We start from the raw sequence: 20,203 nt of genomic DNA, 5'->3' as shown, positions 1-20,203 counted from the left end.
CAATGAATATTTTAGTTACTGGAGCAGGTGCTTTATTAGGTCAGGGGATTTTAAGATGCCTTAATTTTTCAACCAATTCTTATTATATTGTTTCTGCAGATCCAGATGTGCGTTCTACAGGTCATGCTTTAGCACATAAATCTTATTGTATTCCCTATGCTACCGATTCTTCTTATTTAGAGCGTATAGAAAAAATCATTTCTAATGAAGATATTGAGATGGTCTTCATAGGGACTGACGTTGAACTACCTTTATTTGCCGAAAGCAAAAAGTACCTGGAGGAAAAATATAATTTAATAGTTGTAGTATCAAATCCTGATGCTATTAACATTGCAAATGATAAGTGGCTCACGGCTGAATTTTTAAGAAAAAACAATTTCCCGTTTCCTCTCTCTGCGCTAACTACCGATTCTGAGTCTATTACAAATTTAAGACAAAAGGCCAGCTATCCATTTATTGCCAAACCTGTAGATGGAGCACGTTCAAAAGGCCTGAAAGTTATAAATAATGATGAAGATTTGCAGGCAATTTGTAGTTACTCCAATAATTTAGTAGTACAGGAAATGTTAAGTGAAGAAACCGGCGAGTTTACAACTGGTTGTTTAGTTGTGAATGGTAAATGTGTTGCTATTGTTTCACTAATGCGGGACTTAAGGGATGGCAATACCTGGCGGGCTTATCGTAATGGTGCTTCTCCCTATGATGAAACCATAGGGGCAATAGCAGAAAAGTTAGGAGTAGAAGGCCCCGCAAATTTCCAGTATAGGATCAAAGACGGTAAGCCTGTTGTTTTTGAAGTAAACTGCAGGTTTAGTGGAACTACTCCATTAAGGTTAATGTTTGGTTTTAATGAAGTGGAAGCGTTGATTGATTATTATTTAAAACAAAAACCCATAAAACAACCAAAACTGAAGAATGGAACTGTACTACGTGCTTTTTCCGATATTTTTGTAAGCAATGAAACTCTGGATGCTTTTCAGGAAAAGGGGGTTACAAGTTCCTATAACTCACAGTATTTTCCTTTTAAAAAAAATGAAGAATGAAATATCTAATATTTGGTGGTACAGGACTGGTAGGAAAGAAATTAGCAGAATATATAGAAGATCAGGGTGATGAAGTGAGAACTGTTTCCCGGTCTGGAAAAGATGGGTCAATTGCCCTTGATATTCGTGAAGAATCGGAATTTACTAAAATAGATTTTTGTCCGGATGTAATTGTTAATTGCGCATCACAAATTCCTGTTAATGGTAAGACCTCTAAAGATCCTGTTTTTCTGAAAGAACTTTTTCAAACAAATGTTATAGGTGCAGTTAATATAGCAAACTGGGCAGTTAAAAACAAGGTCCCTAAAATTATTAATTGTTCTACTTTAGTAGTTGTAAAGAAACCCTGGCCTGATTTTTTATCTGAAACTTATTTTGGAATACCTGATGGCCCGCATGTAGGTTATTGCATGTCTAAGCTAAGCCAGGAACAAATTATGAGTGAATGTGTGGTTAATAGCGATACTAAACTTTTACACGCTCGCATTTCAGCTGTTTATGGTGAAGAAATGCTTCCGGAAGGAATAATTTATAAACTACTACAAAAATTGGAGAACGATCAGGAGATATTATTAACTGATGGTGGTAAAAATACTTTAGATCTTATCCATGCCGAGGATGTTAGCAGATCCATATATGCTTTAAGTGGTGGGGATTTTAAATTAAAAATTGTAAACCTTGCCAGCGGAAAACGAATTTCGATTTTGGCATTGGCCAATCTTTTAAAAGAAATAACTGGATCTGAGTCAAATATTGTTGACCGTTTTACAAATAATCCTGCTTCAACTGCTAATATAAGTGTTGAGAAACTAAAAGGATTAATAGGAAATATTTACAATGATTTTATTCCTTTGGAAAAAGGTTTAAAATCCTTAGTTGGAAATTTGCAAGAGGCCTAACAAAATATGAATTTAATGCCGATAGATTTACTTCTTAAAAAAATATTTTATAACTAATCTTATTATGAAAATCAGAACTGCTGTTATTGGAGCTAATGGATTTTTAGGTTCCTGTATAGTGAAAAACTTGCTTAAGGAGAACTACGAGGTGCTAGGTGTTTATAATAATAAACAAGACAATTTGACGGATAATTGCATTAATATCCCAATAGTTGATTTTCTGTCCGCTAAACATTCTGTAGATAACATAATATTTGCTGCTGGAAATTTTAAATTGACGGCAAAACAGAATAATGATCTCAATTTCAACGTATTATACAAGATAACTAATCTGTATCCGGACTGTAGATTTATCTACGTTTCAAGTGCAAATGTTTATGGCCAAACCAGAGAAGTGAGAACGGAAAGTTCTCCTTATGATAATCCTAATTTGTATGGTCTGGCAAACATTTCGGGGGAATTTATTGCTTCAAGTATTAAGAATCATGCAGTGGTAAGACCAGTTTATCTATACGGGCCAAACCTAAATAATAATTCATTTTTACCAAAAATAATTGGACAGGCTAAAGAAGGAGCAATTAAATTGTTAGGGCAGGGGCTTCGGAGGCAGGATTATTTACACGTTAATGATGCGGCAAAGCTGTGCATTAAAGCAATGCAAAATGGCAACAGGAAAGTTTTTTTAGGAGCAACTTGCAATTCCATAGCAAACAAAGAAATTGCAAATGTAATACGCAAATATATTTTGTGTGAAATTCAGTATTTAAATAAAGATGAACATGCCTCTTCTTTATATTATGATTCATCATGGACACAAAAAGAACTAAACTGGGAACCACAAATATCACTTGAGGAAGGAATAAAAGAAATGTTTTCATGAGGTACTTGATTTTTGGCGACGTACATGGTAACCTGCCTGCTTTAGAGAAACTTTTTAAGCTGGAAAAGGGGAATTACGACCAGGCAGTCTCACATGGAGATGTGGTTAATTATGGTCCCTGGAGTAACGAATGTGTGGAATTTATGGAAAGTACACCGGAACTTGTAAAACTAAAAGGCAACCATGAGAACAACTACCTTGAGGGCAATTATACAGGAACAAATGAAGTAGCTAATGCATTTTTTGATTTTTGTTATCCTATTTTTAATAGATTTGACGAAATTTCAGCTTATCTGGAAAATGTACAAACCAGGGATTTTAATGTTCAACATACAATAAGAAGTAAATACATTTTTCCGGATTCAGATCTGGAAGAGCTTTATCTGGATAAAAACTATATCATTGGACATTCTCATTATCAGTTTGACAGATCTTTTGCTGGTAAACGTTTGGTTAATACCGGAAGCGTAGGGCAAAACAGGAAATTCCTCAATCTCGCGGAATATGTACTTTTAGATGAAGAAAAAAAACGTGTGGAGCTTAAGTCTTTTCAGTTTGATATAGAACTGGTAATTAACCAGATGGTTCAGGATGGATATCCTGAAATCTGCATTAACTATTATAGAAATAAACCTTTTATTATATGAAGCCTAAAATCTGGCTTTCCTCACCACATATGGGAGGAAATGAACAAAAATATATAAATGAAGCCTTTCAGGAAAACTGGATAGCACCGCTGGGGCCCAATGTGAGTGGATTTGAAGACGATATAAAGGAATACCTTGATAATGGTGTTGATAATGGCTTTGAAGTAGCTGCCTTGAGTTCCGGTACGGCTGCTCTTCACCTGGCTTTGATTCTACTGGGAGTGGAGCGCGGAGATGAGGTAATATGCCAGAGTATGACTTTTGCCGCCTCAGCTAATCCCATTGTTTATCTTGGAGCTACTCCTGTTTTTATTGATAGTGAGAAAGATACTCTCAATCTCTCTCCTGAATTTTTAGAGGAAGCAATAAAAGATCGTCTGGAAAAAGGAAAAAAGCCAAAAGCAATAATTGCTGTTCATTTATACGGAATGCCCTATAAGGTGGACGAAATCAACGAGATTGCAGCCAGGTACGAAATTCCTGTAATAGAGGACAGTGCTGAAGCCTTAGGAAGTTCTTATAAAGGACATAAATGTGGGACTTTTGGTGACTTTTCGATTTTGTCATTTAACGGGAATAAGATTATTACTACTTCTGGGGGTGGAGCTCTTGTCTGCAAAAGCAAAGAATATAAGAAGAAAACTGTTTTTCTTGCTACACAGGCACGGGATGCTGCACCACATTATCAACATAGTGAAATAGGGTATAATTACAGATTAAGTAATATCTGTGCAGGAATTGGAAGAGGCCAAATGGAGGTTTTGGATGAAAGAGTTAAGTTAAGAAGAAAAATGCACACTTTTTACAAAGAGATATTTGCTAACATTAGCGATGTAAATGTTCATAATGAACCAGGTAATGATTATTTTTGCAATCATTGGCTTACGGTGGTTCGCTTTAATGATAAGTCAGCTACATTTTCAAGAGAAGGGCTTCGTCTTCATTTGGAAAAGGAAAATATTGAAAGCAGACCTTTATGGAAACCAATGCATATGCAGCCGGTTTTTAAAGATGCACCGTTTTACGGAGAAAAGGAAGCAGAAAATCTTTTTGATGAGGGACTGTGTCTTCCTTCTGGCTCTAATCTCGGAAACGAAGATCAGCGGCGTATAGCAGCATCAATTAAGCAATATTTTAACAAGGGCATCCTATAAGGAATGGGTAAAAAAGTAAATAGATTAATTAAAAAGATTTTATCAGGTCCTGAAAATTCACTGAACCTCCGGAATATCAAGTATCTTCCCCGATGGGCTGTGTTTTTAATTGATATTGTTCTAGTTGCGATTTCTTCTGTTTTCACTGTTCTTATTCTACTAGATTTAACTACAAATATTTACAGTTTACTTGATCTTGCAGACAAGGGAGCGATTGTTTTGGCTGTGAATATTTTTTATTTCTATATTTTTAAAACTTATGCCGGGATCATAAGATACTCCTCCAATATAGATGCTTTAAAGCTACTCTTAGCTACACTAAGTTCTTTTTTCACGCTTCTCATCATTAACCTCATCACGTCGTTGGTTGTTGGGCAGAAAATTTTCCTTTTTGGAGCTCTTTTAATTAATCTTTGGATATCTTTTTCATTATTATTCTTATTTCGTCTTGCAGTTAAACAGATATATGAGTATTTCAAGTTTGTTCAGAAGGATGAAAATTTAATAAAAGCGGTAATACTTGGAGCAGATGAAAATGCTATTTCCATAGCGGGTGCACTGGATATTGAACATCCCAGAAGATTTAGGGTCGTTGGTTTTCTCACAAATAAGGATCATAACAAAAGCATACGTCTCTTAGATAAACCGGTTTTAAAGCATGGAAAATTTGTCCATGAGGAGGTAAAGGCTTTAGAGGCCGATGCAGTTATTTTTTCTGAAAGTAATTTCTCCGCAGAAGAAAAATTCAAAATAGTAGAAAATTGTCTTGAGCATGGAGTTAGCGTATATAATGCACCTCTCGTTTCTACCTGGGGAGAAGACAAACCTATAGCACAAAAGGTCAAAAGTTTGCAGATTGAAGATCTGTTAGACAGAGAACCCATACAGTTGGATGTACAGAACAAAATTGATCAGCTAACGGGAAAAACAATTCTTGTTACTGGAGGTGCCGGTTCTATTGGAAGGGAAATTGTAAGGCAGGTGGCAGAGTATAATCCCGCAAAACTAATAATTCTTGATCAGGCCGAGACTCCTTTGCATAATGTACAACTTGAAATAGAGGCGAAATTTCCGGATTTAGTTTATAAATGTATTATCTGTGATGTAGGGAACAATAGAAGACTGGAGCTGATGTTTCAGAACAACAATATAGATGTGATTTATCATGCTGCGGCATATAAACACGTTCCTTTAATGGAGGAGAACCCTCACGAGGCCATTTTTGTTAATATCCGGGGCACAAAGAACTTGGCAGATTTGGCTTTAAAATATGGTGCAGGACATTTCGTGATGATTTCGACAGATAAGGCTGTAAATCCCAGTAATGTAATGGGGGCTTCAAAAAGAGCTGCGGAAATGTATGTACAATCTCTCTATCACAGTCAGAAGATGAAGGGAGTGGAGACTACAAAATTTATTACAACCCGCTTCGGGAATGTTCTTGGTTCCAATGGTTCTGTCGTTCCCCTCTTCAAAAAGCAAATAGAAAAAGGAGGGCCGGTAACCATAACACATCCCGGAATTATACGTTATTTTATGACGATTCCTGAAGCGTGCCAGCTAGTATTGGAAGCCGGCGCAATGGGAAAAGGCGGCGAGATTTTTGTGTTTGATATGGGGGAACCGGTAAAGATTATGGACTTGGCAATTAAAATGATAAAATTGGCCGGTTATGAGCCCAATAAGCACATCAAAATAAAAATCACCGGTCTTCGTCCCGGTGAGAAATTATATGAAGAACTGTTGAATGATGAATGTAAGACCCTGCCGACCCATCATAAAAAAATTATGATCGGGCAGGATGTGGTACGTGATTATGAAGCTATAAATGAAAAGATCAATAAAGTTATTAAATCTGCAAATAAGCTAAAAAGCGACAAAGTAGTTGCTAAACTTAAAGATCTTATTCCGGAATTTATTAGTAATAACTCCTCCTTTCAAAAACTTGATAAAGTCCTGGAAAATAAAAATCCTGAGAACTTGCACCAATAGATTTTTGGGAAAAAGAACAGTCATATTCCTTTATCATTATATATTTGCACTTTTTATTTTCTATTATGAAGAAATTACTGTTATTATCATTTCTCCTTTTGTTTTTTATTAGTTGTTCTACTCGTGACGAAATTGTCTATTTCCAAAACTCTGAGCAGTTGGAAGGAATGGAAAATATTCTTGAGTACGAACCTACAATACAACCTAATGATGTGTTACGTATAAATGTATCTTCTCAAATTGAAGAAATAGTCGCTCCTTTTCAAAATCGTAATTCCCAAAGTTCCGGAGGCGGAGGCGGACAGAATTTAGCTTTAACAGGTTATCTGGTAGATCCTGAAGGATTTATTCAATTCCCTGTTATCGGAGAGGTGGAAGTAGGAGGAAAAAAAAGAGGAGAGGTTCAAAAACTTCTTCAGGAACAAATAAGAAACTATGTTACTGACGCTGTCGTGGACATACGTATAGTCAATTTTAGCGTTACGGTAATTGGGGAGGTTAATGCCAGAGTTCCTGTTAATGATGGGCGTATCTCTATGCCGGAACTTTTAGCTACGGCCGGAGGTATTCCTTATACAGGTTTACGGGAAAATATTTTAGTGATCAGGCAAATCAACGGTGTGAAATCTGTAGGTAGAGTGGACATGACGGAAGCCGACATTTTCTCCAACCCATATTTTTATTTACGCCAAAACGACATTGTATATATTGAGCCAACTTATAGAAGAGTCAAGTCTGCCGGTTTTTTTACCAGTTACCAGGGAATAATATCTATAGGAACGACCATAATAAGTTTATACTTACTCATAAACAATCTTTAAATAATATGGAAGAACTCAATGACTATAATGAGAAGAGCGAAGCGTCTAATTTTGATTTAAAAGCTGAGTTTTTTAAATACCTTACTCATTGGAAGTGGTTGGTGTTAGGTCTTTTGCTCGGTGGGGCAATAGCTTATATCTATAACCGCTATACCATTTCCGAATTCTACACTGAAGCTTCAATGATTATAGTAAATGATCAGGAAAAGAACGTAGCTAGTGCCCTTCCTTCAGGTGGTGGGTCTTTATTAACAATTGATGATTCAGGACTAGAGAACCAGATTGTAACCTTACAATCCAAAAGTTTAATTGAAGCAGTTGTAGCTGAACTTGACCATAATATCTCCTATTTTATTGAGGGCAACGTAATAACTGTTGAAGCTTATAAAAGCAGCCCTGTAGTCATCGATTTTATAAGCCCGGATTCAATAGTCCATCAAAGCTCAAAAAGTATTTTTATATATCCCAATTCGGCTGATAGTTTTCGTTTAGAAAAAGAGAATTCTGAAAATTCAAGTATTTATAAATTAGGAGAAATTATAGAACTGGATGAACTAGTGTTTCGAATTGAACACCGCAATGATGGTTCGGCTGGTGATTCTTTCAATGCAAATCATCCTCCAATTAATATTCGGATTTCACCGTTACGACAGGTTGCTAACAACTATATTGCCAGATTACAGATCGCACAAAAAGGAAGGGCTAAAGATATCTTATCTCTTTCGGTTACTCAGGAGTCCAGTAGGAAATCTGAAGATTTTCTAAATAACCTGATGTTCAATTTTAATCAGAAAGGGATAGAAGATAAGAGGGAAGTGGCAGAAAACACTACAGCCTTTATTCAGGAAAGACTGGAGATTATAACACGCGAATTAGATTCTGTAGAAGGGGGAATGGCCAGCTTTAAACGCGAAAATCAAATAATGGATGTTACCAGTGGTGCAGCTAAATTTCAATCACGCTATTCTTCAGTAGAAGAGGAATTATTTGCTCTGGAAACCCAAATAGAGCTAATCAGATCTGTTCAGGAAAGATTAGCGAGGCAGGAAGATTATTCGTTGTTACCTTCAGATATCGGTATTGAAGAAGCGGGAATATCTGGTAATATAACCAGTTATAATACCCTTGTACTTGAAAGAAATGCATTTTTAGATAATGCTACTACTGAAAACCCGGTTATTGAAAGGATCTCCCGGCAGCTAGATTCACTAAAAGCTAACCTGATAAGAAATATTGAAAATTCCATAAATTCTTTAATTATCAGGCGTGATGAACTCACCGAAAGGGGTCAGGTTGCTCAGGGAGAATTTAGTGTTTTTCCAGGTTTGGAACAAGGTATGCGTGGCATTGCCCGACAGCAGCAAATAAAGGAGCAGCTTTATTTGTTCCTACTTCAAAGGCGGGAGGAAGCAGCGATTTCTTTTGCTTCCACCTCTTCAGTAGCAAGAGTGGTTGATCCTGCTTATACTGTGAATGAACCGGTAGACCCTAAGCCCTGGCTTATACTATTAGGAGGTTTCTTGATTGGATTGTTAATACCTATCCTGGTAATCTTCGTTAAGAATTTCTTAGACACTAAAGTACACCATAAAGGAGATTTACAACCCCTTATAAACCAGGTCCCTTTTATTGGAGAAGTGCCCCGGATAGCTGCCGGCCAGAGTGATATAATAGGATTGAATGACCGTTCGCCTTTAGCTGAATCTTTTAGGATCCTTAGAACCAATATGGCATATCTGGTGCAGAAAAAGGAAGATGGCAAAGGAGAGGTTATTTTCGTGACATCTACTATTAAGGGAGAAGGTAAAACTTTTATATCCTACAATTTGTCAAGAACTTTTGCCAGTACAAATAAAAAGGTATTAATTATTGGTGCAGATATACGAAATCCCAAATTACACCGATATACTGAAAAATTGGTTTCGGATAAAGGATTATCAGATTATCTCTATGACTATGATCTTACTGAAGAGGAGATCATTTTGAGTTCTCAGGAAGAAGGATTGAAGGTAGATATTGTGCTTTCAGGCTCTATACCTCCTAATCCCGCAGAGCTTTTTATGAATGACAGGATGAAGAAGCTATTGGATTTTGCTGCTTCTCAATACGACTATGTAATTGTAGATACAGCTCCTACCATGATTGTGACAGATACTCTATTGATTAGTCCTCTGGCCGATACTACGGTTTACGTCACCCGGGCCGAGCATACCGAGAAGAAATTACTAGATTTTCCAAAGGATCTTAAGAAGCAAGGGAAGTTAAAAGGTTTGGCTATCATATTAAATGATGTGGATTATTCTAAATTTTCTTATGGCGCCAAATACGGTTATTCTTATGGATACGGTTATGGATATGGGCAGGACGAAGAAAGCAGATTTAAAAGGTTCTTTAGAAATCCTTTTAAACGAAGTTAAAAGAGATTTATACTGTTTTCCAAAATAGGATAGAGTAAGCGCATCTTCTTTTCAGAAAGTCTTATAGCTTCTATCTTCTTTAAGTGTTCCATTTTATGGCAATCGCTACTAATAACATCTATTAATCCTTTCTCCAGTAACTGAAAAGCTACTTTTTGAACTCCGGATCCATAATGTCTTGTTAGGGATAACATATTCAGCTGCAATTTGCAGCCTCTGGATTTTAATTCTTCGAATTTGTGAAGACTTTTTGAATGAAAGTAGGGGTATCTTTCCGGATGCGCTAAAATGGGTTTAAAGGACTTGTTCTGGAGCTTAAACAAAATCTCATTAAGATTAATGGGTGGCTGGAAATAAGACATTTCTACTAAAACATGTTCACTATCAATAGAAAGAACTTTATCGGATTCTAAAACGTCCAGAAAATGTTGATCCATCATATATTCAGCTGCCGCCCTGATCTTTACCCCTTCAGGTAGACTGGCTTTGATCAAATTAAGGGCTCCCTTTATGGTTTCAGGAGTATTAGGATAATACTCGCCCATGACGTGAGGAGTGGCAACAAAATCTTTAACCCCAAAATTGCCAAATTCTCGTATCAACTTTATCGTCTCCTCAACAGAGTCGGAACCATCATCTATATTAGGTAGAAGATGGTTGTGAAAATCTGTAAAATTCTCCAGATGATCTGCTAAATACTGTTTTTTCTGAAAAATGGAAAGCATCTCTTTATTTTTACTCAACAAAATTACATAATTTTATCCCGATAAACCTTTTTCCCGGTGCCCAAACTTACCACCTGCTCTATGAAGTTTCTGAAGATATTTTCTGTTATATTTTTTCTCACCCAATTTAATGCTTCTTCACAGAGCCTCCAGTATTCGTTGGACATTAACACTTATGGCACTGCATACTCGCAGGATGAATCACCATTTTGGATACATAGCAACAAGAGGGGGAGAGTGAATGAATCTTCTAATTTTTCTGGTTGGATCAACGGAAGAGCAATTTATTCTTTTACTGAAAATGCTTTTCTTGAAGTTGGAATGGGGCTTTTATATCATGATGGTTATGATAGTGCAATAAAGTTTGATCAATCTTACCTGAGTTTCGAAAACTCCTGGCTAAAAGCTACTGCAGGAAGAAAACAAAAGGAGGAACTTTATCTTGGGTTGAGTGCAACAAATGAAAATATGTTGTGGTCATTAAATGCAAGACCTTTACTTGGGCTTCTTTTGGAAACTAAAAGGCCTGTTTTTTTGTTTGGAGATGACGGAATAGGCTTTACAGCTTCGTTTGGAGAGTTTTTCACAGATGATAATCGCTTCGTTAAAAATACACGTATTCATCATAAAAGTTTCAATCTGGTCTATAAAAATTCTGATAAATTTCAGGTCTCTGCCGGTTTGCAGCATTTTGTACAATGGGCAGGTACATCTCCCGAGTATGGTGAATTATCAAGCGACCTTGAAAGTTATGCCAGAATATTCTTAGGTATGCAGGGAGATTCTGAACAAGGCGCAGAGAATGCTGAAGGTAACCAGTTAGGTAGTTATGAAGTTAAATTAAGTACAGAAATAAATTCGTACAAGATCAAATTAATATATAATCACATATTTGAAGATGGCTCAGGAAGGATGCTATTTAATACACCCGATGGTCGTTATGGCATTTTTATCGAAGATGTTTATAAATTGCCTGAAAACAAATGGGTAAAGGCTGCAATGTATGAATTTTATCATACCACAGATCAAAGCGAGGGCAGCGGTACCACAGACGGAGACGACAATTATTTTGTTCATGATCTTTATCAATCAGGCTGGACCTATGAAAATAGGGTCATAGGGGTGCCTTTCATTACCATGAACGAAGATAGAACGAGGGTTTATAACAACACGCTTGTTGCCCACCATTTAGGCTTAACAGGTATGGCTTTTAATAATTTTCCGTACAAACTTTTAAATAGCTATAGAATCAATTACGGATACAAGGGGAATGATGTTTTGGACAATAAAATTCTTTCATCTTTTCTGGAAGTAGAGGTATATAATTTAAACAACTTAAATATCAATGTTCAATTAGGTGCAGATTTCATTTCTGATTCCCCCACTAACATAGGTGCAGGCATTCTCTTGTCAAAAACTATTTATTAAATAACAGCTGTCAAACCTTTTTTCACGGGATCGGCATCATCAAATTTTTTTTCCGTCCGGTTCTTTTGTAATTCATCTGCTCCAGGTTTCTAGTCTATAAACTCTGCTCGTGGTTCGTAGTTCAACTTTATGTACAGAGGGAAATTCTCAGAACTTAGGTGGTTTTTCGCTAGCGATATTAATAAGGGACATCATTTAAATCTGCAAAGATCAATACAGACACTTTATCCTATCTTTTATTCAATTCTAATATTAGTAACACGCCTGCAGCATTTAAACCCAATTCGAAATAAGGTTTCAAATCATGAACCTATAAAAGTAGTCCAGAAAATTAAGAGGCGTCTTTGTATAATTAACACAAAATTAAATCACGTTCAGGTTATAGTTTTTCCTGTTCTGTGTAAAATATCTTAATTTTAGAGAATGATGAAGAGAAATGATAAGAATATAAAAGGCTTTGTTTTCAAAAAATACGAAGAGCCTTTCAGGACGCCTTTTGAGAAACTTTTTGAAATTTTCAAAGAACTTATTACTCATACTTCAGGTGACCTTGACGAAGCACTGGACTGGCTGGAACAACTTGATAAAGAGTATAAACTTACCGATGAAGATTATACAATAGATGATTTTATAGAAGATCTTAAGAAGAAAGGTTATATACGTGAAGAAATAGAACCCGATGGCAGTGGGGGCATGACCATTACAGCTAAAACCGAAAGAGCCATAAGGCAGCAGGCCCTTGATCAAATCTTCGGAAAACTGAAAAAAGGAACCGCAGGAAACCATCGCACCAATCGTATTGGCAGAGGGGATGAGCATACTGGCGATTTTCGCAATTATCAGTTCGGGGATTCTCTGGATAGCATATCCATGACTGAAAGCCTTCGGAATGCCCAAATTAACAACGGCATTGGAAATTTTAATATGACCCAGGATGATCTTGTGGTAGAGGAAACTCACTATAAATCCCAGATGAGTACTGTGCTAATGATCGATATCAGTCATAGTATGATATTGTATGGGGAGGACAGGATTACACCCGCAAAAAAAGTTGCTATGGCGCTGGCCGAGCTCATTACGACCCGCTATCCTAAAGACACACTGGATATTCTTGTCTTTGGAAACGATGCCTGGCCTATTTCTATTGCAGATCTGCCGTATCTAAAGGTTGGCCCGTACCATACCAACACCGTAGCAGGCTTGCAATTGGCTATGGATCTACTAAGGAGAAAGCGGAATACAAACAAGCAAATTTTTATGATTACTGATGGTAAGCCCAGCTGCATTAGAGAGCGCGATGGTTCTTATTATAAAAACAGTATGGGACTGGATCCTTATATTGTGGACAAATGTTACAATGCAGCACGACAGGCAAGGAAGCTACATGTACCAATTACCACTTTCATGATTGCTCAGGATCCCTATCTCACACAATTTGTAAGAGAATTTACTAATGCCAATCAAGGAAAAGCTTTTTATACGGGGCTTAAAGGTCTTGGAGAAATGATCTTTGAAGATTACGAAGCCAATCGCAAAAAACGAATTAAAGGTTAAAAAAGAAAAGATGAAAATTGAAAATATTAGCACACTTGGAGAACTTAAGTCTTCGGGATACGAAAGTAAAAGCATAAAAGAGGAGCTTCGGCAAAATCTTATTCAAAAGATAAAGAATAATGAGTCTGCTTTTGAAGGTATTCATGGTTACGGGAACACTGTAATCCCTGAATTGGAAAGAGCTATCCTTTCCAAGCACAACATAAATTTATTAGGTTTACGCGGGCAGGCGAAAACCCGTCTTGCCAGATTAATGGTCAACCTGCTGGATGAGTATATTCCTGTTGTTGAAGGTTCTGAAATAAACGATGATCCTTTAAATCCCATTTCCCGTTTTGCAAGGGAAAAAATCAAAGAAGAAGGGGATGGAACACCTGTCACATGGATACACAGGGAAGAGCGGTTTTTTGAAAAACTGGCAACTCCAGATGTTACCGTTGCCGACTTAATAGGAGATGTGGATCCTATAAAAGCTGCGAATTTGAAGTTGAGTTATGCAGATGATCGTGTTATTCACTTCGGAATGATTCCCCGTGCAAATCGCAGCATATTTGTTATCAACGAGCTACCAGACCTGCAGGCGAGGATACAGGTCGCACTGTTTAATATTTTGCAGGAAGGGGATATCCAGATTAGAGGTTTTAAGTTGAGACTACCTTTGGATCTGCAATTTGTTTTTACGGCAAATCCTGAAGATTATACAAATCGGGGTAGTATTGTTACTCCGCTAAAAGATAGAATTGGCTCACAAATTCTAACCCATTATCCTGAAACTATTGAGATAGCTAAAACCATTACGCAGCAAGAGGCGAAACTGGACAAGAGACAAAGTGAATTAGTCTATGTTCCGGAATTAGCTAAAGACCTTTTGGAACAAATAAGTTTTGAAGCAAGGGAAAGTGAATTTATAGATGAAAAGAGCGGGATTAGTGCAAGAATGAGTATAACTGCTTATGAAAATTTACTTAGTACAGCAGAAAGACGAACGCTTAAATCTGGAGATGATAAGACCCTTTTAAGGTTTGGAGATTTTCTGGGGGTAGTACCGTCAATAACCGGAAAAGTGGAGTTGGTTTATGAAGGAGAGCAGGAAGGAGCGGCTGCAGTGGCTCTGGAATTAATAGGTTATGCTGTGAAAACTTTGTTTCCGCAGTATTTCCCGAAGGTCGAGAAGCTTCAAAAGGCAGAAGATTCGAGCCCTTATGATGAGCTGGTGGAATGGTTTTTTGAAGAAAGCGGGTTCGAGTTACCAGATGATCTTTCAGATGAAGAGTATAAGAAACAACTGGACTCTGTCGCGCCTTTAAATAAGCTTATAGAAAAACATCAACCTGAAATAAGTAAGGAGGATAGTTATTTTCTAAAAGAATTCCTGCTTTGGGGATTGGTAGAGTACAAAAAATTAAGTAAGCATAGATTTACAAAAGGGGTTCAGTTTAAAGATCTCTATGGAAGTTATATAAGCGGATTATAATACGTTCTTCGTGAAATCCTAGTAAATACCTGATTTTATTAAAGATCAGGTATTTTTTTTGGATCAAATAAAGAAAATCATAATTATAAATCTAATTTTATCTTTTTGTTTTTTTTACACATAAAATTATATAATTTTATCACGAGTTTAGCTAAAATTATGAGGACTAATAGCATTAATAGTAAGCATTTCTTCTTTCCTGCAATTTCTGCATCAGGCACTAATACTATGATGATTATTACTCGTATTACCCCTTTGGGGTAATTTTGTATATAAACTTCCGTCCGTACCTATACATTGGTAAATTCGATTTCAAAAAAATCAAACCCGACAATTTTTAAACATTATGAATATTCTCAAATTCGGAGGTTCTTCTTTAGCCTCTCCCGACCGGATAAAATTAGTAGCTGAAACTATTCAGAAACATCTAAAAAAAGGGCCAACCATCGCGGTCTTTTCAGCATTTGGAGGCGTAACTAACGAACTTCTTTATATGGCTGAGCTGGCTTCAAAAGAAGATGGAGCTTATAAAGAAATTCTTGCTAAAAATGAAAAAAGGCACCTGGACGCTGTTAAAGCGTTAATTCCTGTGCAATCCCAGAGCGGTATTCTTAGCAAGGTGAAAAACGAATTTAACCGGCTGGAAACTTTGTATGAAGGAGTTTTTCTTTTAAATGAACTTTCCAACAAAACAAAACACGTTGTTTCCGGATTTGGAGAAATTCTTTCCTCTCTAATAATTGCAGAATATTTTAAAAGCATTGAGGCAGAGGTAAGCTTTGTAGATTCCCGCGAACTCGTAATTTGTAGAAATATGAACGAAAAGGTGCAGGTGAGTTATGAGGAAACCTATAGAAATATTCAGGATTACTTTGCAACGAAAAATAACGGACTTTTCGTAGTTCCGGGTTTTGTTGCGAAGAACATCCAGGGCGTACCAAGTACACTGGGGCGTGGTGGATCAGATTTTACTGCTGCTATCTTCGCGGGTGCACTAGATGTGGAGGAGTTGTTTATTTATACCGATGTGAACGGGATGTACACAGCCAATCCAAGCTTGGTTTCGCAGGCTTATCCCTTAAAAAATATATCCTATGAAGAAGCCATGGAGCTGTCTCATTTTGGAGCGAAAGTATTATATCCCCCAACTTTGCAGCCGTTACTCGACAAGCAAATAAAAATTCATATAAAAAACACTTTTAAGGCCGAAGAGGAGGGAACCATAATCTCCCGGTCAAGTAAGGAAAATTTTAGATGGGTTACCGGGATAACTCATATAGATTCTATCAAACTGCTGAATATTGAAGGTAGTGGAATGGTAGGTATTCCTGGATTTTCCAAGCGCTTTTTTGAAGTTCTTTTTCAGGAAAATATAAACGTGGTACTTATTACCCAGGCCTCTTCAGAACATAGTATCTGTATCGCAGTAAAAGATGATGAAGCTGAAGCTGCCAAAGAAGCGCTCGATACAGCCTTTGAAGTAGAAATTGAACAGAAGAAAATCCGCCCTGTATTTATAGAAGAAAATGTGGCGATCGTGGCATTGGTTGGGGACAGCATGAAGAGCCATCACGGGCTAAGCGGGAAAATGTTTAGTGCACTTGGGAACAATAATATAAACATCAGGGCCATTGCACAAGGTTCTTCAGAACGGAATATTTCTGCAGTCATCGCTAAGAAGGATGTGAAAAAAGCACTTAATACGCTACACGAACAATTTTTTGAGGTTCCTTCAAAAGAACTGAATCTATTTATCACCGGTGTTGGTAATGTGGGTGGAAAATTACTCGCACAGCTTCAGAAACAGGAAAAATACCTGCTTGAAAAATTGAGGTTAAAGGTTAGGGTGCTGGGGCTTTCAAATTCCCGAAAAATGGCTTTTAATGAGGATGGGATAGACCTGGACAACTGGCAGGAAGCATTGGATAATGGAGAAGCAGCGAATAAACAGGACTTCTTTGACAAAGTGAATAAATTGAATTTGCGCAATAGCATTTTTGTGGATAACACCGCCAGTGCAGAGATTGCTTCCTGGTACAAGGAGTATTTGGCCAATTCAATTTCTGTGGTGACCTGTAACAAAATTGCATGTGCCGATGATTTTGTCAATTATCAGCAATTACAAAATCTGGCGAGGGAATATGGGGCTTCATTTTTATACGAAACTAACGTAGGTGCAGGATTGCCAATTATCGATACACTAAAAAACCTAATGGCCTCAGGAGATAGGATTCAGAAAATACAGGCGGTACTTTCAGGAAGCCTTAATTTTGTTTTTAATACTTATGATGCCACAGAGCCTTTTTACAAAACAGTTGAAATGGCGATGAAAGAAGGTTATACAGAACCCGATCCAAAGATTGACCTTAGCGGAGTGGATGTTGCTCGAAAGATCCTGATTCTTGCCCGCGAGAGCGGTTTGAGGATGGAACTTGAAGACATCGAACGAGAAGACTTTCTTTCTCAGGAAAGTCTTAATTCTGAAACGAATGAAAAATTCTTTGAACTTTTGAAAAAAGATGAACCTGAATTCCAGGAGATATACAAGAGTGCCGAAAAGAATAACGCACAACTTAAATATGTAGCTCAACTCGAAGATGGAAAGGCTAAAGTGGGACTTCAGGAAGTAGGGTCAGACCATCCTTTCTATAACTTGAGCGGAAGCGATAATATCGTACTTTTCTTTACTGATAGATATAGTCAGCAGCCTCTTATAGTAAAAGGTGCGGGCGCCGGTGCAGAGGTTACAGCTTCAGGAATTTTTGCCGATGTAATCCGGATTGGAAAAAAATAGGCTATGGACGAAATCAGAATTTTTGCCCCGGCCACTGTTGCTAATCTTTCCTGTGGATTTGATGTTTTAGGCTGTTGTCTGAACACCGTAGGCGACGAAATGCTTATTCGCAAAAATGATCTTGGTGAGGTTAGGATCACCAAACTCACAGGACAGGATTTACCCCTGGAGACAGATCAAAATGTTGCCGGAGTTGCAGTTAAATCGCTGCTTGGCGAGTTAGGCAGTAAACAGGGTTTTGATATAGAAATTTACAAAAAGATAAAAGCAGGAAGCGGAATTGGTAGTAGTGCTGCCAGTTCTGCCGGTGCTGTGTTTGCAGTTAACGAGCTGCTTAAAAAACCTTTTAGCAAAAAGGAATTAATCCCTTTTGCTATGGAAGGGGAACGGCTCGCCAGCGGGAATGCACATGCAGATAACGTGGCGCCGGCATTGCTGGGTGGTTTCAGCCTTGTGAAAAGCTACGATCCTTTAGAGGTGTTGAGCCTTCCTTCTCCTTCTGAATTGCGAATGGTGGTGTTACATCCTTTAATCGAAATAAAAACAAAGGATTCCAGGTCTATTATCAAACAGAGCGTAAGCCTTAAAAAGGCCATTTCCCAATGGGGAAATTTAGGAGCCTTTATTAGCGCGCTTTATACTGAAGATTATGAACTGCTGGGTAGAAGCCTTAAGGATGAGGTTGTTGAACCCATCCGGTCGATCCTGATTCCGTATTTTGATGATTTAAAAATGGTTGTGATGCAAAAAGGAGCCTTAGGTTTCGGGATTTCAGGTTCCGGTCCTTCAGTTTTTGCGCTTTGCAAGGGCAACGAAAATGCTCAGAATGTGGAAGCCGCCATAAATGAATTCTATAAATCCAAGGCAATAGCATTCGAACTTCATCTTTCAGAAATTAATACCGAGGGGATAAAAATATTATAATGAATTACTTCAGTTTAAATAACAGGGAGCATACCTCCAATTTTGAAAATGCGGTGGTAAGAGGCCTCGCACCCGATAAAGGATTATATTTTCCGCAGTTAATTGAAAAGTTACCAAAATCTTTCTTCAGCGAAATCCGATCTATGGACAACACGGAGATTGCTTTTGAAGTCATAAAAAATTACGTAGGCGAGGAGATAAGCGATTCCGCATTAAAAGATATTATTGCTGATACGCTGGATTTTGATTTTCCTGTTGTGGATGTCGAGAAAAATGTGGGTAGCCTGGAACTTTTCCACGGTCCTACATTGGCTTTTAAAGATGTGGGAGCGCGTTTTATGGCCGGCAGCCTTGGTTATTTCATTAAAAAAGGAAAACTGGGGAATATCACTGTTTTAGTGGCGACTTCGGGAGATACCGGTGGCGCGGTGGCGAATGGCTTTCTTGGTGTGGAAGGTATAGATGTGGTGATCCTTTATCCTAAAGGGAAGGTGAGTGAAATTCAGGAAAAGCAATTGACGACCCTGGGACAGAATATTGTCGCTCTGGAAGTGGATGGTGCTTTCGATGAGTGTCAGGATATGGTGAAAAGGGCATTTTTAGATGATGAAATTCAGCAAAAAAGGCAGCTGACTTCTGCTAATTCGATTAATGTGGCGCGTTGGCTGCCGCAAATGTTCTATTATTTTCTGGCTTATAAACAGTTGGCAAAAGAAGGTCGAAAATTGGCATTTTCGGTGCCCAGCGGGAATTTTGGTAATATTTGCGCCGGACTTTTAGCCAGGGAAATGGGCTTGCCCATAGATCATTTTATTGCTTCCAATAATGCAAATAACGTGGTGACACGCTACCTCGAAAATGGCAATTATCAGCCTACAGCAAGTGTACAGACCATTTCTAACGCTATGGACGTGGGGAACCCGAGTAACTTTGTAAGAGTACTGGAGCTTTTTCAGAATGAGTTCGGAAATTTAAAGGAGTATTTATCCTCCTACAGTTTTGATGATCTTGCTACCAAAATGGCGATTAAAGAAGTTTTTGATAAAACCGGGTATATTATGGATCCACATGGCGCCGTAGGGTATCTTGGATTACAGGAATTTCTGAAGAAAAATGAAAATTATTACGGAACATTTCTGGAAACTGCGCATCCGGTTAAATTTCTGGATACTGTGGAAGAAGCGATAGGACAGAAAGTAGCTATTCCAGATTCTATTGAAAGTATCATGCACAAAGAGAAAAAATTTCATCAAATTAGTAATTATGATGAGCTTAAATCTTATTTGTTGTCATAAAATATTCAGGCCTCCCAGGTTTTAGAAACCTGGGAGATCTGATAATTGAGATTTTAGTTATAGATTGATAATTGCCATATTTATAGGTACACCTGTTTTTGCCAGTAAAGCTAGTTGTATGAAAACATTCAGGTTCTAATTCTGAGCCCTGGCCTG

General features: G+C 37.6%; 15 protein-coding genes. 14 read left to right on the top strand and 1 reads right to left on the bottom strand.

Features of this window, described 5'->3' with window-relative positions:
* The first annotated feature begins 2 nt into the window (after positions 1-2).
* The 8 genes from RM529_RS06475 (at position 3) to RM529_RS06440 (ending at position 9,853) form a co-directional block, all read left to right on the top strand.
* A complete protein-coding gene (locus tag RM529_RS06475; protein ID WP_311483937.1) occupies positions 3-1,043 on the top strand; it encodes an ATP-grasp domain-containing protein in 1,041 nt (346 codons plus the stop codon).
* The gene (locus RM529_RS06470; RefSeq protein ID WP_311483936.1) at positions 1,040-1,942 is read left to right on the top strand and encodes an NAD-dependent epimerase/dehydratase family protein; all 903 of its coding nucleotides are present in this window, start codon (positions 1,040-1,042) and stop codon (positions 1,940-1,942) included. Before RM529_RS06475 ends, RM529_RS06470 begins: the two co-directional genes overlap by 4 nt.
* 64 nt (positions 1,943-2,006) lie before the next feature.
* Complete coding sequence (locus RM529_RS06465; RefSeq protein ID WP_311483935.1) at positions 2,007-2,822, top strand: NAD-dependent epimerase/dehydratase family protein; 816 nt, start codon at positions 2,007-2,009, stop codon at positions 2,820-2,822.
* On the top strand, positions 2,819-3,469 hold the full coding sequence (locus RM529_RS06460) for a metallophosphoesterase family protein (RefSeq protein WP_311483934.1): 651 nt from the start codon (positions 2,819-2,821) through the stop codon (positions 3,467-3,469). The genes RM529_RS06465 and RM529_RS06460 overlap by 4 nt, the downstream gene beginning before the upstream one ends.
* Positions 3,466-4,623: a DegT/DnrJ/EryC1/StrS family aminotransferase gene (locus RM529_RS06455; RefSeq protein ID WP_311483933.1), complete on the top strand. Its 1,158-nt coding sequence runs from the start codon at positions 3,466-3,468 to the stop codon at positions 4,621-4,623. Before RM529_RS06460 ends, RM529_RS06455 begins: the two co-directional genes overlap by 4 nt.
* Before the next feature lie 3 nt (positions 4,624-4,626).
* On the top strand, positions 4,627-6,615 hold the full coding sequence (locus RM529_RS06450; RefSeq protein ID WP_311483932.1) for a polysaccharide biosynthesis protein: 1,989 nt from the start codon (positions 4,627-4,629) through the stop codon (positions 6,613-6,615).
* Positions 6,616-6,782: 167 nt separating this feature from the next.
* Positions 6,783-7,436, top strand: a complete 654-nt coding sequence (locus tag RM529_RS06445) for a polysaccharide biosynthesis/export family protein (protein WP_311483948.1) — start codon at positions 6,783-6,785, stop codon at positions 7,434-7,436.
* Positions 7,437-7,441: 5 nt separating this feature from the next.
* Positions 7,442-9,853 carry an exopolysaccharide transport family protein gene (locus tag RM529_RS06440; protein ID WP_311483931.1) on the top strand — a complete coding sequence of 804 codons (2,412 nt, stop codon included), beginning with the start codon at positions 7,442-7,444 and terminating at the stop codon, positions 9,851-9,853.
* Here the strand turns inward: RM529_RS06440 and RM529_RS06435 are convergent.
* A complete protein-coding gene (locus RM529_RS06435) occupies positions 9,850-10,596 on the bottom strand; it encodes a tyrosine-protein phosphatase (protein WP_311483930.1) in 747 nt (248 codons plus the stop codon). The genes RM529_RS06440 and RM529_RS06435 overlap by 4 nt on opposite strands.
* A 63-nt stretch (positions 10,597-10,659) precedes the next feature.
* Here RM529_RS06435 and RM529_RS06430 point away from each other — a divergent pair, with 63 nt between their 5' ends.
* From RM529_RS06430 to thrC, 6 genes are all read left to right on the top strand, one after another.
* Positions 10,660-12,006 (top strand): capsule assembly Wzi family protein, encoded by a 1,347-nt coding sequence (locus RM529_RS06430; RefSeq protein WP_311483929.1) that lies wholly within the window; start codon positions 10,660-10,662, stop codon positions 12,004-12,006.
* A gap of 426 nt (positions 12,007-12,432) precedes the next feature.
* Positions 12,433-13,560, top strand: a complete 1,128-nt coding sequence (locus RM529_RS06425; RefSeq protein ID WP_311483947.1) for a vWA domain-containing protein — start codon at positions 12,433-12,435, stop codon at positions 13,558-13,560.
* Positions 13,561-13,570: 10 nt separating this feature from the next.
* Positions 13,571-15,034, top strand: coding sequence for a magnesium chelatase (locus RM529_RS06420; RefSeq protein ID WP_311483928.1), 1,464 nt, complete (start codon positions 13,571-13,573; stop codon positions 15,032-15,034).
* Positions 15,035-15,380: 346 nt separating this feature from the next.
* Positions 15,381-17,828: a bifunctional aspartate kinase/homoserine dehydrogenase I gene (gene thrA / locus RM529_RS06415; RefSeq protein ID WP_311483927.1), complete on the top strand. Its 2,448-nt coding sequence runs from the start codon at positions 15,381-15,383 to the stop codon at positions 17,826-17,828.
* Positions 17,829-17,831: 3 nt separating this feature from the next.
* Positions 17,832-18,752 (top strand): homoserine kinase, encoded by a 921-nt coding sequence (locus RM529_RS06410; protein ID WP_311483926.1) that lies wholly within the window; start codon positions 17,832-17,834, stop codon positions 18,750-18,752.
* Positions 18,752-20,047 carry a threonine synthase gene (gene thrC, locus RM529_RS06405; protein WP_311483925.1) on the top strand — a complete coding sequence of 432 codons (1,296 nt, stop codon included), beginning with the start codon at positions 18,752-18,754 and terminating at the stop codon, positions 20,045-20,047. The genes RM529_RS06410 and thrC overlap by 1 nt, the downstream gene beginning before the upstream one ends.
* Positions 20,048-20,203 lie beyond the last annotated feature (156 nt).

The sequence above is a fragment of the Autumnicola edwardsiae genome (assembly GCF_031846505.1).
GTDB lineage: Bacteria > Bacteroidota > Bacteroidia > Flavobacteriales > Flavobacteriaceae > Autumnicola > Autumnicola edwardsiae.
The sequence above is the reverse complement of the archived record's forward strand: the minus strand, read 5'-3'. Positions and strand labels throughout refer to the sequence as shown.